The sequence below is a fragment of the Pantoea sp. RG18 genome, from assembly GCF_025910075.1.
Lineage (GTDB): Bacteria > Pseudomonadota > Gammaproteobacteria > Enterobacterales > Enterobacteriaceae > Pantoea > Pantoea agglomerans.
In genome coordinates, this window is record NZ_JAPCIL010000020.1 from 1 (window position 1) to 17,313 (window position 17,313).

Sequence of the window (17,313 nt, forward strand, 5' to 3'; positions counted from 1 at the left end):
CGCTCGCCCGGAAAAAAAGCTGCCACGTTTGACCGTGACAGCCTTTACAAATCTAATCTTAACTGATCAGCATTACGCCAGCGGCGGGTTTATTTTGTGAAGCAGAGTCTGGATCAGGAAACATACGCCTGCTTACGCCAGATGAAACTGCTCCACCGTCTGTGACAGCTGCTGCGCCTGATCCTCCAGCGAACTGGCGGCAGCCGACATCTGCTGCACCAGCGCGGCATTCTGCTGGGTGACGCCATCCATTTCATTGACGGCAATCGTTACCTGGCTGATGCCACGCGCCTGTTCGCTTGATGCTGTAACAATCTCACCGATAATCCCCTGCACCGAATTCACCGCCTGCATCATCTCCTGCATGGTTTTACCGGCATCGTTTACCAGCCGGACGCCGCTCTCGACCCGCACGCTCGACTCTTCAATCAGTGCGCCGATCTCTTTCACCGCGTTCGCGCTGCGCTGGGCCAGATTACGCACTTCAGAAGCCACCACCGCAAAACCGCGTCCCTGCTCACCGGCACGTGCAGCCTCCACCGCCGCGTTCAGCGCCAGAATATTGGTCTGGAAGGCGATGCTGTTGATCATGGTGGTAATGTCGCCGATCTTTTTCGAGCTGTCGTCGATCTGCGCCATGGTCTGCACCACCTCACCCACCAGCGAGGCACCACGACTGGCGATGTGGGTAGCGTTTTCAGTCAGGCTGGTCGCCTGCTGCGCGTTATCGGCATTCAGGCGAATCGTGGCGCTGATCTGCTCCATGCTGGCTGCGGTCTGCTCCAGCGCGGCGGCCTGTTGTTCGGTGCGTGACGCCAGATTGAGGTTTCCGCTGGCAATTTCACCCGCCCCCTGGCGTACTGATTCACTGGAATCTTTAATCTGCCCGACAATCTGCCGGAGCTGGCTTTGCATGGTATCCAGGGCGAAAAAGAGGCTGCTGCGATCGCCGTTTTTCACCACAATCGCGTTATCCAGCTTGCCATCGGCGACGGCCAGCGCAATATGCGCCGCTTCAGCCGGCTCGCCACCAATCGGACGCAACACTTTACGGCTGAACAGCATGCCCAGCACCGTCCCGACCAGCAGAACGCTCACGACCATCAGGATCACCGCCCACATCAGCTGCCGGTTTGAGGCGGCCATCACCTGACTGACCGGTGCCACCACGCCCAGATACCAGGGTTTGTCGCTGTTACCAATCACCACCGGCTGCCAGGTGACCAAAGCGTCTTCACCCAGCACGGCATCAAATCGCTGGACGACTTTTGACGTAAAACCCTCTTTTTCGCCTTTCCAGGGCTTCCCGGCTTCATCTTTCACCGGCGAAGAGACCACATTCCCGCCGTGAGAAAGCAGCAGCGCATAGCCGCTTCCCTGCCAGGGTTTGATCTGATTCACTTTCTGTTGCAGTGATGCCAGTGAAATGTCAGAAGTAACGATCGCCTTTAAGGCGCCCTGATCGATAATCGCGGCGGCGACGGAGGTGAGCAACGTCGGTACGCCGTTATAGGCATAGCTATAGGGTTCGGTGAGCGTATCTTTTTGTGTTTTTTGCGGGATCAGATAGTAATCGCCCTGACCCGGTGTCAGATAGGAGAGCAGCGGATGCATCGAGTAATTACCTGATGCGTCACGATCGACAAAAAAGGCATAGCGGCCCTGCGGTGCCTGACCTGGCTGTGAAGCAAAATCAGCATCCCGGCCATCAAACGCATTCTGTTCAAATATCACTGACATCGACAGATAGTCAGGGTTAGCACGCAGCGCATACTCCATCACCTTATCGGCCGCTTTGCGATCGGTAATGCCGACGTGGGGCAAGGCAATCAGACTTTGTCCGAGGTGACTCGCGACATCACGTGCATGGCTCAATTCCTGCTGCACCTGTAAGGCACGGCTCTGCGCAATCTGCTGCAGATATTGTTCGGCCAGCGCCTTCTGCTCTTTACCGGATTGCCAGCTGAGGACGCCAATCGTCACGGTAAATCCCAGCACTATCGTTAAACCACCCATGATCAGCATCTGGGCACGGGTACTCATTCTTTTCTTATGTGTTAACTGACTGACCATAGTGCTTCCCCTGAAATTTACCTGGCTCAATACCTCCTTGTAGTTATGGTGCTCCTGAGATCATCTATCGGCGGCGTTTTTTTGAACTTTAATGGCCATTTCCCCGCCGTGATGGGGGTCTCACAGCGCGTGATTACGGGAAGTTGATCGCAAAGGGATTATCGCGCTGCGAATGAACGGCCTTTTTTTGATCTGCAACAATACTGGTGCCCGCCATTACTGTCAGTTTATGTCAACAGTTGCTGTAGCCCCCTTATCGCAGTGGAGATAGAACAATGATCGGTAAATCAGGATTAGCTGTTGGGATGGTTGTCTGGCTGGCGTATGTCGCCTGGATCGTTCACTACTATTCAGACACCTTTATGCAGTTCTCCCGCTAAGCAAACAGGACCTTCGGGTCCTTTTTTTTGCCCTCACTTCAGCTGGGTTGGCCTGTGAGCCAAATATTCGCTATTATCGACTCATTCTGTGAGCCGAATAACCTCCTTTATTCGGCTCATCCACCCTTAGCGTGAGCCGATTATGAGCGTTACCTGGATCTGGCAACAGCCGGACTGGCCCCATTTTCAGTGGCAGGACGCCGTGCTGTTACCGCGCCTGCGCCATCTGCAGCAGCAGCGCGGATTGCTGCTGGGCCGTGCCAGCCTGCATTCAGACAGTGAAACCCAGACGCTGGATACCCTGCTCAGCAATATCCTCTCCTCTTCCGCGATTGAAGAGGAGCGGGTCAACGTGCAATCGGTCCGCTCATCGCTGGCGCGTCGGTTAGGCGTGACGGAAGAGCAGCCCTATCCGGTCTCCGATCGTTCAGAAGGCCTGGCCGCCATGATGCTCGATGCCATCAACAACCGCAGCCAGCCGCTGACGTCTGAACGTCTCTGTCAGTGGCATCTCTGGCTTTTCCCTGCCGATGAGTGGACGGTGCAGCGCCTGAGCGTCGGCACGCTGCGCGGCAGTGAGCCGATGCAGGTCATCTCAGGTCGCATCGATCGTCCCACGGTGCATTTTGAAGCGCCGCCGCGACAGGGACTGGAGCCGCAGCTGGCGCAGTTTATTGAGTGGTTCAACAGCAGTCAGCATGATGTGATGCTGGACCCGTTGCTGCGCGCCGCCATCTGCCACCTCTGGTTTGTCACTCTACACCCTTTTGATGATGGTAATGGTCGTATCACGCGTGCGTTAACCGATCTGGCGCTGGCGCAGGCCGACAGTCAGAGCATCCGGCTGTATGCCATGTCACCCGCCATTCTGACGCAGCGTGCCGGTTATTACCGCATCCTTGAGCAGACGCAGAAAGGCGGCCTGGATATCACTCACTGGCTGGTGTGGTTTCTTGATATCCTGGATGAGAGTCTGCAACAGGCGATGAACGTCATCGATCGCACTCAGATGAAAGCGCGTTTCTGGCTGCGGCATCAGGGGATGGGATTGAGTCCGGAACAGGTGAAAGTGCTGAACCGGCTGCTGGATGGCGGCGAGCAGGGTTTCGAACTGGGGATCAGCGCCAGCCAGTATCAGAAGGTCGCCAAAGTGAGTAAAGCCACCGCGACCCGTCATCTGGCCGATCTGGTTGAAAAAGGCTGCCTTTACCGGCTTGAAGGCGGAGGCAGGAGTACCCGCTATCAGGTTAACACCCGCGAGACGCCCTGAGCCGGGCTGTTTTAACTGCTAACCGGGAGTACATCGCGATCGTTGTAATGTACTCCTGAGTGCGGGAATTACTCTTTAAGTGAAGCCCCGTTGGTCGCAATGACCTCTTTATACCAGTAAAAGCTTTTCTTCCGGCTGCGGGCCAGCGAACCTTCACCAGTATCATCGCGGTCAACATAAATAAAACCGTAACGCTTAGACAATTCGGCTTTTGATGCGCTGACAACATCGATAGGTCCCCAGCTGGTATAACCCATGACCTCCACGCCATCGTCAATGGCCTCACGCACCTGAACCAGATGATCGTTGAGGTAGCTGATGCGATAATCATCCTGCACGACGCCCGTTGCATCCGGTATGTCTTTGGCGCCCAGTCCGTTCTCAACAATAAAAAGCGGCTTCTGATAACGATCCCACAGCAGATTCAGTAAGGTCCGCAAGCCCACCGGGTCAATCTGCCAGCCCCATTCAGAACTCTGCAGGTGAGGATTGGGCACCATGCTCAGAATGTTACCCCGCATCTGCTGATTCAGTGCTTCATCGGCGGTTACGCAGCCGGACATGTAATAGCTGAACGAGATAAAATCGACGGTCGACTGGAGTATCTGACGATCGGCATCCGTGACATCCAGCTGAATATTATTTTCACGAAAGAACCGCAACATATAGCCCGGATAAACACCACGGCACTGAACATCGCCAAAAAATTGCCATTTCCGGTTCTCTTGCAGCGCTTCCAGCACATCATCAGGCTTACAACTGAGTGGATAGACCAGCCCTCCCAGCAGCATATTGCCAATGCTGGCGTCCGGGTTAATCTCGCGGCAGGCTTTCACCGCCAGCGCACTGGCGACCAGTTGATGATGAATTGCCTGATACACCTCAGCTTTGCTGCTGGTTTCCGGCAGACCCACACCGGTCATCGGCGCGTGAAGCGACATGTTAATTTCGTTAAAGGTCAGCCAGAGTCTGACTTTCTTCCTGTAGCGGGCAAACACCGTACGGGCATAATGCTCAAAGAAGCCAATCACCTGGCGGTTACCCCAGCCACCATACTGCTTCACCAGGTGCCAGGGCATCTCATAATGTGACAACGTAACAAGTGGAGTAATGTGATGTGCGGCAAGCTCGTCGAATAACCGGTCATAAAAGGCCAGACCGGCCTCATTAGGTTGTTGCTCGTCACCGTTCGGGAAGATGCGCGTCCAGGCGATGGAAACCCGCAGACAGCTGAACCCCATCTCTGCAAACAGCCTGATATCGTCCGGATAGCGGTGGTAAAAGTCGATCGCGATGTCTTTGAGGCTTTGGCTGCCCTCAACGCGCTCCGATACCGGGCCAAAAATTCCCTGTGGCTGAACGTCTGAGGTTGAGAGGCCTTTGCCCTCTTCCCGCCATGCGCCTTCAACCTGATTAGCGGCAACAGCACCGCCCCATAAAAATGACTCCGGGAAAGTTTTCATCCTGTTCTCCTTTTATTGACGAGTGACGCTGAGTAAAGGCGTACCTGCAGTGACCGCGGTCCCTGCCACAGTCATCACCTCAGGATACTCATCGCTGTTAGTGATAATGATCGGTGTTGCCAGGTCATATCCGGCATCAAGAATGGCCTGACGATCGAACTCCAGCAGCAGATCGCCGGCCCTGAACGCGTCGCCCACTTTTACATGTGCCGTGAAAGGTTTGCCGTCGAGCCTGACGGTATCGATACCCACATGGATCAACAGCTCAATCCCGCTGTGACTCAGCAGCCCTATGGCGTGTCGGGTCTGAAACAGGGAGGCCACCTCACCCGCAAAAGGCGCAATCACTTTGTTGTCGGAAGGGATGATGGCCACACCCTGTCCCAGCAGGCCACTGGCGAAGGTTGGATCGGGAATCTGACCAAGCCCCAGAACGGTGCCCGTCATCGGTGACAGAATGTCATCTTCGCCAGGGGTAATCGGGAGCGTTGCGTCTGGCGCCGTGTTTCGGGGCATGCCCGCTACCAGCGTCATGCCGCAACCCAGTATCAGCGCGAGTAGCGTCCCGGCAATACCGCCCCATAACGTGGAATCCACACCGCCAGGTGGGATCATCTGTGCGATGGTAAAGATGTTGGCAAAACCAAATGAATAAACGTGGGTGCTGCTGAGGCCGACAATGGCACCGCCAATAGCGCCCGCCACGCAGCCAAAGATAAAGGGACGGCGCAGCGGCAGATTAACGCCATAGACAGCCGGTTCAGTGATACCAAAGATCCCTGCGGTCACGGATGAACCCGCCAGCATCTTCTGTCGTGCATCCCGACTGCGCAGAAACACCCCCAGCGCCGCGCCAACCTGGCCCATGACAGCAGGCAACAGCATGGGCAGCATTGAGTCATGCCCCAGTACGGCAAGATTGTTGATCATCAGTGGCACCAGTCCCCAGTGCAAACCAAAAATCACACAGACCTGCCACAACGTGCCCAGGGCGGCACCAGCCAGCCAGGGTGCCAGCGCATAAATCCACTGGTAACCGTTCGCCAGTATCTGACTTAAGCCCGTGGCCAGTGGGCCAATCACCAGGAAGGTCAGCGGCACGGTGACGCTCAGACAGATCAGTGGCGCAAAGAAGTTTTTCATGGAGGCGGGAAGTCGCCGGCTGCTCTGTTTTTCCAGCCAGCAACTTACCCAGGCAGCGAGAATAATCGGGATAACCGACGCACTGTAATTAAACCAGGTTACAGGGATGCCGAGAAACGCGTCCGTCATTTCACCGGACTGCTGGCTGGCATTAAAAGCTACAATCATCGTCGGGTGGGTCAACGCCCCGCCAATCACCATGGTAATAAAGGGATTGCCGCCAAATTTCTTCCCGGCGGTGTAGCCCAGCACCAGAGGAAAGAAGAAAAACAGGGCATCACTGGCTGCAAACCAGATTTTATACGTTCCACTTTCAACAGAAAGCCAGCCACAGACCACGGCCAGCGCCAGCAAACCTTTTAGGATCCCTGAGGCGGCGAGAATGCCGATAAACGGGGTAAAAATGCCTGACACAATGTCGATCAGATGGTTGAAAACATTACCCCCGGTCTTTTCCCCTTCTGTTGCTGCAGAAAGCTCATCAGCCAGCCCCGCTTCACTACGCACAGCCTGCCAGACATCATGAACGTGGTTGCCAATCACCACCTGAAACTGCCCGCCGCTTTCAACGACCATAATAACGCCCGGATTTTTCTTCAGTCCTTCAGCATCGGCTTTATGGTTGTCTTTCAGTTTGAAGCGTAACCGGGTGGCACAATGAACCAGACTAACGATGTTCTCCCGGCCACCAATATGGCTGAGGATATCCTGCGCCAGCGTGTGATATTCCATCTCGATTTCCTTACAACCGATGCCTGCGGACATCAGTTAACTGAGCCAAAAATGAAAAAAACCTGAGAACGTCCTCCTTTCAGAGGCCGCGCTCAGGTTTTGCCTGCGTAAAGCAGTAACAATCCGGTTTATGGAGCTTATTGCCCCTCTTTTCTCACCCGTTCGATGTTAATGGCGAGAAACATGATCTCTTCTGCGGTCAGATCACGCTGATAGCTTTGTTGCAGATGCTGCGCGATTTTCACCGCACATTTCCAGGCTTTGGGATAGTTATCTTTTACTGCTGTATGCAGCGATACATCGTCATCGTCCACCACGGTACGCGTCAGCATCCGCTGAGCAAAAAACTTCAGATGAGTGACAAAACGCTGGTAACTCAGCGACGATTCGATGTACTCCAGCTGCAGTTGATACTTCACCAGTTGCAGAATCTCCTGCATAACCCGGGTGACATGCATCACTTCCGGCATTTCATTATTGAGCTGCGCCGTCACCAGATGTAGCGCGATAAAGCCGGCTTCATCCTCCGCCAGTTCGACATTCAGACGACGGGAAATGATAGCCCTGGCCTCCTGACCCAGTTCGAACTCTTTGGGGTAGAGGCGTTTGATATCCCATAGCAACACATTTTTAATTGCCAGACCTTTTTTCTGCCTTTCAATGGCAAAGTAGCAGTGGTCGGTCAATGTGATATACAAGCTCTCCTGCAATGTCCCCAGACGTTGTGTTGCCAGATCAATAATGCGGTCGCAGGTGGTCATCACTTCTGCAGGGATCTGGTGTAACAACTCCTCCAGACGACGTACCAGCAGATCACTTTGCAGCGCAAATACCTTCTCAATGTGCGCAGCGTTGAGACTGTCACCGATGCGCTTCTGGAAAGCCAGTCCACGCCCCATCACGACCTGTTCGCGTCCGTGCTCATCCTGAACCATCACCACGTTGTTATTAAGAATTTTGGCGATTTTCATCGGAACCCCAGAAACAAAAAAACCTGACATCCGACAGAGGCCAGAAGTCAGGTTTTGCCTGCCTAAGCAGTAACAATCCAGTTCGGGAACTCTATCAGTTTTAGTCGTGACCTCAATCTGTCAGGGCAAAAAGCGTGACAGCGATCGAAATCCTCTTATTAACTTAAAAAGTGACTACCGTGTTGAGTTCAGTCACCCAGGCATCCTGCGTGTGGCGATACCCGCCGGACGAGACCAGTATTAAAGCCCGGGGTGCGGTTCCGGGCAGCAAAAGGGGTATGACGCTCAGTGGAATGAAAACTCACGTTATGGAAGGAAGATGGTCATGCGAGGAAGGTCGTCTGAAAAATCGACTAATGGACTGCAGTGTTCATTAACTGCCATTTAGCGATTAAAAACACACCGCTTTGAACGCTTTTGTCACTGATCACAATGTTTTGATTTATCGGACGAAAAGTTTTTAACGTGTGAAATCGTTCCGTTGAGCGTCAGAGCCCGTTATGCAGGGTAAAAGAGTGGAAGGAAGACTATCTGTAAAGAAGTTAGCAGGAGAACAGCTCAAACCGCTATTCAGAAACAGCAACGCCGGAAGGTTCGCTTCCGGCGCTGTTGAGATTACGCGGCTTTAACGGCGCGTACTTTCTTTGCAGCAGGCTCTTCCTGCGGCTCATCCGCGCTATCGTCTGAGACAGCTTCTGGCTGAGAGACGGGTGCTGCTGCCGCTTCCGGCAGTTTGCTGGTGCGCAGAATATGCTGAACGGCATCTTTCTGCTCTGCAATCAGCAGGCCCAGCGTTTCCGCCTGAGATTCTTCCAGTGCAGGTTGATGCTGTAACAGCCAGTCGGTGAAGGCTTCGGCCATATCGAGCATTTTGTCGTAGGCATCGGCCTCTTTCTTATTGGCAAACGTCATCTTCTCTTCACCCTTTCTGACTACTACAAATTTTGTTTCAACAGCCATCTTCTCGCCCTCAGGTACTGTGTATGCATACAGTATATCATGCCGATCCTGCTTTGCCAGCAGAGAATAGAGTTTATCGGTTGTGCACGGGCTAACCTTAACCTGGCACAGGCTTTTTTCATTTTTCCTGACGTATTCTCCGCCGCGAGGGCCGGCGGCTACACCAGCAGCTCTTCAAGAAACATCGCCAATGCCTTACGGGGATCGTCCTCTTCCGAGACGATCACCTCAATCCCCCACTGCCCCAGCACCTCTTTGGCCACCGGGTTGTTCCGGTTAGTGAACAGGTACGATTTTGGCCGGGCGGTTGCCAGCCCGGTGCGGCCCCACATCTTGGTCAGACGGTAAAACAGCAGGCGAATATTGAAATCACTGATGCTGTAGCCGACAAACAGCACTGAGTTGCCCATCACATCGTGAGTCAGTTTAATGTCGAGCGGCGAATCAAAATAGAGGCGTTCAAAATAGCTGCTCTCATCGAGCACGATTGAAGTGTCATCATCAAAATCACCGTGCAGCTTGATGATGTGACGCTTATCTTCGGTGAGAGAGACCAGGTCCGCGGCGTTGGCCACTTTATAATAGGGTACGCCGTGCGCTTCATGCGCCGCTTCCAGCCAGCGATCGTAATTGGTGGTGTAGATACGCGAGAAGTTACCCTGCGTAATCATGGTATGAATTTCAGAAGAGCGGACATCAATATCGGGACGATGCCATTCGCGATCCATCCAGCTGCGCAGCGGGCCAAGCGAACCTTTTTTCTGTTTGTAATACTCCGCCAGCGACAGGTGCGTGCCATAGGTATTGAAGATTTTTGGATCGTAACCCAGCTCATTAGCAAGATGCGCAATCAGTTCATGCCACTCGGGCAGGCCAAAATTGCGCGAAATACCGGCACCGGCAAACAGAATCAGTTTGCCGGAATCATAGGCGCGTTTGAGTTCAGGTTTCATGCCATGCCCCGCGAGGTTTTTAAAAAGGTGGCGAAGCGATCCAGCGCGATGCGCCGCATCGAGATCTCATTCTTGAGTTCGCCCATTTCAGCAAACGTCTGCTCATAGCCTTCAGGAATAAAGACGCAGTCCCACTGAAAGCCACGCGTTCCGGCAGGTTTCGCGGCGATGGTGCCGCGCAGTTCACCCGAAAACTGGTACATTTTGCGACCATCGCAGTAGCCCAGCACCGTTTTGGCCGTCACGGCCTGGCTGTCGAGCCCCTGCACCAGTGCGGTAAAGCGCTCAGCGTCCAGGCGGTTCCAGAAGATGCGGGTCAGACCGGCGGGCAGGCCATTGAGGCCATCCAGATAGAGGCCGGTATGCTCTACAAATAGCGGTCGCCCAATCAGCGAAAAGGCTTTGGTCAGTTTGTCGCGCACCAGGTCGAGTTCGTTTTCAGTCTGAATTTCTTCGATGCGACGGGCGATGGGCAGAACTTCGACCCCGACAGGTTCGAGTATTTTGCGCACCTCCGCCAGCTTTTGCTCATTGGCAGAAAGGAATCTGATTTTCATGGGGCTTCCAGGTCAATTACTCCGCCACACAGTGAGGATTTTACGGAAACAGGCGGGCAGGATAAATCACTAACGCTGGAGAGTGTAGTTCAATTCTGTGCTCATCAGGTTGAAGTGCGCAGAACCGGCCGCAGCAGGCGAGCCGGTTCTGCAGACTCAGTAAACAATGCCGGGTGGATTCACCGTAGACTGAGTGATGGCCTCATCCTGTTCGCCCCAGCGTGCCAGCACCTGCTGATACTGCCCGCCTGCGATGGTGCCATCCAGCGCAGTCTGCAGCGCGGGTGCCAGGCCATTGCCCTTTTTGGTGGTCACGGCAACCCAGGCGCGAAACGGTCCGCTGCCAACCAGCTTTGTCTGTCCGCGTGACGCCACTTTCCAGGCCGCCATCGAGTGAGGGCCAAACATCGCATCTGCCCGTCCCGACAGTAGCGTCAGCGTCGCGGAGGCATCATCAGTCAGGTAAATCGGCGTTACCGCAGGCAGACCTTTAGCCCGGTTCTGCTCATCCCAGCTCAGTAAAATACGCTCCTGATTGGTGCCCGAGGCGACGATAATCCGCTTACCGGCAATATCCGCCGGACTATTAATCTTGCTGATATGACTGTCGCTTTTCACCGCAAAAGCGTGGTTGTCGGCGCGATACGTCGCAAAATCGAACTTCTTCTTGCGCTCTTCGGTCACGGCAATATTGAACATCGCAACATCATAGCGTCCGGCGCTGATGCCCAGCGGCCAGTCCTCCCAGGAAGCCGGAACCAGCCTGAGTTTCAGCCCCAGGCTATCAGCAAGGAGTCGGGCGATATCGGGATCGCTGCCGATCCGCGTGACGTTATCAGACGCCAGCAGCGACAGCGGCGGCGAGTTGGTCGCTGAGGTAGCGACCGTCAGGGTGCCCGGTTCGATAAAACGGTAATTGGCCGGAATTTTACCAATAGCCTGCGGATTGGCCGGGGCATGAATCGGCGTCTCGTTTTGCAGGACATCGAGCTTCTCAGCCGCAGAACAGGCCAGCGCCGGAAGCAGCGTCAGAACCGTTAACGTTAATGCCCTCATAACACGCGCGCCAGAAAACGGCGGGTGCGCTCATGACGCGGATTATTGAGCACCTGGGTGGTGCTGCCCTGCTCCACAATCCGGCCATCCACCATAAAGACCACGTTGTCCGCCACTTCACGGGCAAAGCCGATCTCATGCGTCACAATCACCAGCGTAGTGCCGGAACGCGCCAGCTTTTTAATTACATCCAGCACTTCGCCCACCAGTTCAGGATCCAGCGCCGAGGTCGGTTCATCGAACAACATGACCCGTGGATTGAGCATCAGCGCACGCGCAATCGCGATGCGCTGTTGCTGCCCGCCCGACAGGTGACGCGGCCACGCATCGGCTTTATGCCGCAGGCCCACAATATCCAGCAGTTCGCCTGCACGCTGTATCGCTTCCGGTTTCGTTAACTGACGATGGGCAATCGGCGCTTCAATCAGGTTATCCAGCACGCTGAGGTGTGGGAACAGATTGAAGTTCTGGAACACGTAGCCGACATTGATGCGCTGGCGCAGAATCGCCTTCTCTTTCAGTTCATACAGCTTATTGCCGCGCTGCTGATAGCCGATGTAGTCGCCATCAATCTGAATAAATCCTTCGTCGACCCGTTCCAGATGATTGATGGTGCGCAGCAGCGTGGATTTACCGGAGCCTGACGGCCCGAGGATCACCGTGACGGACCCCGGTGCCAGTGACAGCGATACATCATCCAGCGCTTTATGTTTACCAAATCGTTTACTGACACCAGTGATGCTGATGGCACCGGTTGTGTGTGAGGTGCGGTAATCAATGGCTTCGGACATGGCTGATCTCCTCGGTCGGATGAAGTGGCGTGACGCGGTTGCGCCATTGTCGCCAGCGCGACGGTTGCGGTTCACGGGTGACGCTGCGGGCCATCCAGCGTTCGGCGTTGTACTGAATCACGGACAACACGGTGGTGATAATCAGATACCAGGCGGCACCGACCATCAGCAGTGGGATCACTTCCTGATTGCGGTTGTAGATCATCTGGATGGTGTAGAACAGCTCCGGCATCGCCAGCACATAAACCACGGATGTGCCTTTCGCCAGACTGATGATCTCGTTGAACGCGGTGGGGATAATGGCGCGCAGCGCCTGCGGCAGAATGATGCGGAAGGTGCGGCGTGTGGCGGAGAGACCCAGCGCGGACGCGGCTTCCACCTGACCGTGATCGACGCCGAGGATCCCGCCGCGAATAATTTCCGCGCTGTAGGCCGCCTGCACCAGCGTCAGACCGATAACGGCTGCCTGAAACTGCCCCAGCACGTTAATCGTCTGATACGCCCCCCAGGAGAGGCCGGTAAACGGAATGCCGACAGACAGGGTGTCGTAGAGATACGAGAAGTTATAAAGAATGATCAGTACCACAATCAGCGGCAGTGATCTGAACAGCCAGATATAACCCCACGCCAGTGTACTCAGCAGCCACGATGAGGAGAGACGTGCCAGCGCCAGCAGACCGCCCAGAAACAGACTGAATATCGTACCCAGCAGCGTCAGCAGCAGCGTCTGGCCCAGACCGTGGAGGATCACCGGATCAAAGAACCAGCGGGCAAACACGCTCCATTCCCAGCGCGGATTAAAGGCCACTGACTGCACCACGCCTGCCAGAATAAACAGCGCAACGATAGCCCCTGCGGTGCGTGCCGGGTAGCGTGCCGGCACCACCTGCAGATGTTGATGTTTGCTCATGGTCACCTCTTAACTTGCCGCGGCGACGTTATAGACGCCGATCACTTTGATAAAACGCAGTCGTCCGTCGTGCGGCGGCTGGCCATAACGCTCCAGATCCCCGCTGAGATCGAACTGTGGCTGATAACCGTGACCGGTATAGAGCCGCACCGCCTCCGGCTGACGGAAGCCGGTGGTGAGAAACAGCCGCTGATATCCCGCCTGTAAGGCGCGACGCTCCAGCTCCTGTAACACCACCAGCGCCAGCCCCTGACGCCGCAGATCGCTGCGGGTCCAGATGCGCTTCAGCTCGGCGGTCTGCGGGTCATAGGGTTTATAAGCGCCCATCGCGATGATCTCGCCGTCACGCTCCAGCACGATAAACAGCCCCTGCGGCGGCAGATACCATTCGGTCAGCTCCTGTTCCAGCTCGTTACGACGGGAAAAATAGTCGCCATAGCGTGCGGAATATTCGCCAAACAGGCCGCCCAGGATCGGTTGCAATTCCGGCGCGTCGGGTGAAACTTCGCGAAAAGTGGATTCACTCATGGTCAGCTCCTTAGTCGCCCAGCCCGGCGGGATTGATTTCAGAACGATCGATCTTCTCAACACCTTCACCCCAGCGGTTCAGCACCTTCTGATAGTCACCGTTGCCGATCACACCGTTCAGCGCGGTGCTGATCGGTTCCGCCAGACCGCTGCCTTTCTTCACGGTAACGGCAATGTGCGCCGCTTTGGGCCAGCCGCCATCGACGCTGCCGACCAGACGGGTTTTGCCGGTCAGTGCCGCTTTCCAGGCACCAATCACATTGGGACCAAAGTAGGCATCAGCCCGGCCAGCCTGCAGCGCCAGCGTCTGAGCGGCATCATCTTTGGTATATACCGGCGTAAAGGCTTTCAGTCCCTTTGCCTGATTCTCTTTATCCCACGCCAGCAGAATCGCCTCCTGATTGGTGCCGGATCCCACAATGATCCTCAGCCCGGCAATATCTTCTGCTTTGGTCAGTGACTTTATCGGGCTGCTGGTTTTGACATAAAAACCCAGTGAATCTTTGCGGTAGGTGGCGAAGTCGAACTTCTCTTTACGATCTTTGGTCACGGTAATGTTGGAGATCGCCGCGTCATACTTGCCCGAGGCCACACCCAGCGGCCAGTCTTCCCATGAAGCTGGCACCACGTTGAGTTTTAATCCCAGGCTGTCAGCCACCAGCCGGGCAATATCCACTTCGCTGCCAAGCAGGGTTTTGTTGTCATCGGAAAACACCGTTAACGGCGGGGAGTTCAGCGCTGCGACTGCCACGGTAAAGGAACCCGGCACCACAAAACGATGACCCGCAGGCAGTTGCGCGATCGCCTCCGGATTCTTCACGGTATTGATCGGCGCTTTGTTAGCTTCAAGGCTGACGCGCTGGCCGTTATAGGAGACGCTGGTATCTTCAGCCAGCGCATGGCTACTGGCCGCCAGAATAAGCAGGGCGATAAGACGCGATGTTTTGTTCATGGCTTGTGCTCTTATTGTGAGGTGAACTGATTAACGGGTTGTTTCAGGGCGAAGCTGTCACGAAGCGTGCTGCCCGGATAGTCGCGGCGCGTCAGGCCGCGAGCCTGCAAAATCGGCACCACGCGGTCAACAAAACGTTCAAAGGTATCGGGCGTGCCGCCATTAATGATGAAGCCGTCAGTAGCCTGGGTTTCAAACCAGAGCTGCAGGCCATCCGCCACCTCTTCCGGCGTGCCGTGAAACAGCGGGCGTGGCGTTGCCGCTTCCAGTGCGGCCTGGCGCAGGGTATGCCCATGCTGCTGTGCTTTGCGTTTGATCTCGTCGGTGGTGCTGCGGAAGCTGTTCTGACCGATGTCACCGATATCCGGGAACGGCTGATCCAGCGGGTACTGAGAGAAGTCGTGATGGTCGAAGAAACGCCCGAGGTAGTTAAGCGCATCGGTAATCGACACCAGCGCCGCCGTGGTCTGATACTGGCGTTCCACGTCCTCGGCATCATCGCCAACAATCACGCTGACACCCTGGAAGATGTGCAAATCGTCTGGCTGACGGCCATTCGCCACCAGTTGCTGTTTCACATCCTGGTAAAATGCCTGCGCCTCTTCACGCGTCGGCTGATGGGTGAAGATGGCGTCAGCATGACGCGCCGCCAGTTTTTTACCGTCGTCGGACGCGCCCGCCTGGAAGATAATCGGACGACCCTGCGGCGTGCGGGCGATGTTCAGCGGCCCCTGTACCTGGAAGAAATCACCGTGATGATCGAGCGTGTGCAGCTTCGCCGGATCGAAAAATTGTCCGCTCGCCTTATCACGCACAAAAGCATCCTGCTCCCACGAATCCCACAATCCTTTCACCACCTGCAGATACTCATCGGCAATGCGGTAACGCAATGCGTGCTCCGGGTGTTGCTGGCGTGAGAAGTTTTTGGCCGAGCCTTCCAGCGGTGACGTCACCACGTTCCAGCCCGCACGCCCGCCGCTGAGATGATCAAGGCTGGCAAACTGACGCGCCACGGTGAAGGGCTCGCTGTAAGAGGTCGATACCGTGCCAACCAGCCCCAGATGTTCAGTGACGCCCGCCAGCGCTGAGAGCAGCGTCAGCGGCTCAAAGCGATTCAGAAAGTGCGGGATCGACTTTTCGTTAATAAACAACCCGTCGGCGACAAACAGAAAATCGAGTTTGCCCTGCTCCGCCTTGCGGGCAATTTTTTTGGCGTAATCCAGATTAATACTGGCATCGGCCTGCGCCGCCGGATGGCGCCAGGCGGACATGTTTCCCGATGCGCCATGCAGAATGGTGCCCAGCCGAAGTTGTCTTGTGGTCATGATGCTCTCTCTTTTTTAGTCGTAGCGATGCCCGACGACGGTGGTCAGAACCGTCGTGCTTTAGCGGGTTGCAGATGAATTCAGTTCAGAATGGCTTCCCGACATCGCGCGTTAAGATGTTGCAGCGCCTGGCGGGCCAGTCGGGCGAAGTAGTCGGCGGCGGGCGCAATCAGCGCCTCATCCGGGGTAAAGCTGGCATGGTGCAGACCAAAGTCACTGGCGCTGCCGATGCTGACAAACGCCCCCGGCACCTGTTGCAGATAGAAGGCAAAATCCTCACCCAGCAGATGGAGATCGGCGGTCTGCACCCGATAGCCCGCCTGCTGCGCCACTTCGCTGCTGAAGGTCGCCCAGTGCGCATCGTTAATCAGCACTGGCGGGCCAGGGTGCCAGCTCAGGGTTGCCTGCGCGCCATTGGCGTCGGCGAAGTGCTCAACCAGCGTGCGCACCCGCTGTTCCAGTTCGGCGCGCACCTGTAAATCGTGGGTTCGGGCCGTGCCGCCAAACTCAACGCCGCCGGGTAATACATTCCAGCTTTTGCCGCCGTCGATGCGGGTAATGCTCAGTACCAGACTGTCCAGGGCACTGAAGCTGCGGCTGGTGATTCCCTGTAACGCCTGGATAATCTGGCTGGCCGTCACAATGCTGTCGACACCCTGCTCCGGATACGCGGCATGTGCGCCTTTGCCGGTGACGCGAATAATAAATTTGTCAGCATTCGCGTAGAACGCCCCGCTGCGGGTGGCAAAGGTGCCGACGGGCAGCGAAGGCTCGTTGTGCATCCCGAAGATAGCCTGCACCTCATCCAGTACCCCCGCCTCAATAAACTGACGCGCACCGCGCGCTATCTCTTCAGCAGGCTGGAACAGGATGCGCACCCGGCCAGCTAACCGATCGGGCTGTGCGTTGAGCGTTAACGCCGCGCCCAGCATGACCGCACTATGCAGGTCGTGGCCGCAGGCGTGCATCACGCCAGGATGGCGGGAGTGAAAACGCACCCCGCTCGCCTCATGGATCGGCAGCGCATCGATGTCGGCGCGCAGCGCGATCACCGTCTCTCCGCTGCCAATTTCTGCCACCACGCCGGTTTCCAGTGGATAGTCCAGCAGCCGGATGCCCGCCGCCTGCAGCCAGCCCCGCAGTCGCGCGGTGGTGGCGAACTCCTGACCCGACAGCTCCGGCCAGGTGTGCAGTTCGCGTCGCCATTCAATCAGTTGTGACTCAGGGTTCATGATGACTCTCCACTGAC

General features: G+C 55.9%; 15 protein-coding genes. 1 reads left to right on the forward strand and 14 read right to left on the reverse strand.

Annotated elements, in window-relative coordinates; genetic code table 11:
* Nucleotides 1-132: 132 nt before the first annotated feature.
* Complete coding sequence (locus OK409_RS20190; RefSeq protein ID WP_264367407.1) at nt 133-2,073, reverse strand: methyl-accepting chemotaxis protein; 1,941 nt, start codon at nt 2,071-2,073, stop codon at nt 133-135.
* A gap of 522 nt (nt 2,074-2,595) precedes the next feature.
* Here OK409_RS20190 and OK409_RS20195 point away from each other — a divergent pair.
* The gene (locus OK409_RS20195) at nt 2,596-3,723 is read left to right on the forward strand and encodes a Fic family protein (RefSeq protein ID WP_264367408.1); all 1,128 of its coding nucleotides are present in this window, start codon (nt 2,596-2,598) and stop codon (nt 3,721-3,723) included.
* 68 nt (nt 3,724-3,791) lie between these two features.
* On the opposite strand, the gene OK409_RS20200 is transcribed toward OK409_RS20195, so the two are convergent.
* The 13 genes from OK409_RS20200 to OK409_RS20260 form a co-directional block, all read right to left on the reverse strand.
* Nucleotides 3,792-5,186, reverse strand: a complete 1,395-nt coding sequence (locus OK409_RS20200) for a glycoside hydrolase family 1 protein (RefSeq protein ID WP_264367409.1) — start codon at nt 5,184-5,186, stop codon at nt 3,792-3,794.
* Between the two features lie 12 nt (nt 5,187-5,198).
* On the reverse strand, nt 5,199-7,061 hold the full coding sequence (gene bglF / locus OK409_RS20205; RefSeq protein WP_264367410.1) for a PTS beta-glucoside transporter subunit IIABC: 1,863 nt from the start codon (nt 7,059-7,061) through the stop codon (nt 5,199-5,201).
* A gap of 137 nt (nt 7,062-7,198) precedes the next feature.
* Nucleotides 7,199-8,032: a BglG family transcription antiterminator LicT gene (gene licT, locus OK409_RS20210; protein ID WP_245114949.1), complete on the reverse strand. Its 834-nt coding sequence runs from the start codon at nt 8,030-8,032 to the stop codon at nt 7,199-7,201.
* A gap of 615 nt (nt 8,033-8,647) precedes the next feature.
* Nucleotides 8,648-8,992 (reverse strand): YebG family protein, encoded by a 345-nt coding sequence (locus OK409_RS20215; protein WP_111534203.1) that lies wholly within the window; start codon nt 8,990-8,992, stop codon nt 8,648-8,650.
* A 158-nt stretch (nt 8,993-9,150) separates the two neighbouring features.
* The gene (locus OK409_RS20220; RefSeq protein ID WP_010247078.1) at nt 9,151-9,945 is read right to left on the reverse strand and encodes an SIR2 family protein; all 795 of its coding nucleotides are present in this window, start codon (nt 9,943-9,945) and stop codon (nt 9,151-9,153) included.
* Nucleotides 9,942-10,502 carry a non-canonical purine NTP pyrophosphatase gene (locus OK409_RS20225; protein WP_010247077.1) on the reverse strand — a complete coding sequence of 187 codons (561 nt, stop codon included), beginning with the start codon at nt 10,500-10,502 and terminating at the stop codon, nt 9,942-9,944. Before OK409_RS20225 ends, OK409_RS20220 begins: the two co-directional genes overlap by 4 nt.
* A gap of 156 nt (nt 10,503-10,658) precedes the next feature.
* On the reverse strand, nt 10,659-11,558 hold the full coding sequence (locus OK409_RS20230) for an ABC transporter substrate-binding protein (protein ID WP_191917407.1): 900 nt from the start codon (nt 11,556-11,558) through the stop codon (nt 10,659-10,661).
* Entirely contained in the window at nt 11,555-12,349 is a 795-nt protein-coding gene (locus OK409_RS20235) for an amino acid ABC transporter ATP-binding protein (protein WP_010247075.1), read from the reverse strand. The genes OK409_RS20230 and OK409_RS20235 overlap by 4 nt, the downstream gene beginning before the upstream one ends.
* Nucleotides 12,333-13,259 carry an amino acid ABC transporter permease gene (locus OK409_RS20240; RefSeq protein WP_010247074.1) on the reverse strand — a complete coding sequence of 309 codons (927 nt, stop codon included), beginning with the start codon at nt 13,257-13,259 and terminating at the stop codon, nt 12,333-12,335. Before OK409_RS20240 ends, OK409_RS20235 begins: the two co-directional genes overlap by 17 nt.
* 9 nt (nt 13,260-13,268) lie before the next feature.
* The gene (locus OK409_RS20245; RefSeq protein ID WP_010247073.1) at nt 13,269-13,787 is read right to left on the reverse strand and encodes a GNAT family N-acetyltransferase; all 519 of its coding nucleotides are present in this window, start codon (nt 13,785-13,787) and stop codon (nt 13,269-13,271) included.
* Nucleotides 13,788-13,797: 10 nt separating this feature from the next.
* A complete protein-coding gene (locus OK409_RS20250) occupies nt 13,798-14,739 on the reverse strand; it encodes an ABC transporter substrate-binding protein (protein ID WP_010247072.1) in 942 nt (313 codons plus the stop codon).
* An 11-nt stretch (nt 14,740-14,750) separates the two neighbouring features.
* Nucleotides 14,751-16,064, reverse strand: a complete 1,314-nt coding sequence (locus OK409_RS20255; RefSeq protein WP_022624348.1) for an LLM class flavin-dependent oxidoreductase — start codon at nt 16,062-16,064, stop codon at nt 14,751-14,753.
* A gap of 80 nt (nt 16,065-16,144) precedes the next feature.
* Nucleotides 16,145-17,296 (reverse strand): amidohydrolase, encoded by a 1,152-nt coding sequence (locus tag OK409_RS20260; protein WP_264367411.1) that lies wholly within the window; start codon nt 17,294-17,296, stop codon nt 16,145-16,147.
* Nucleotides 17,297-17,313 lie beyond the last annotated feature (17 nt).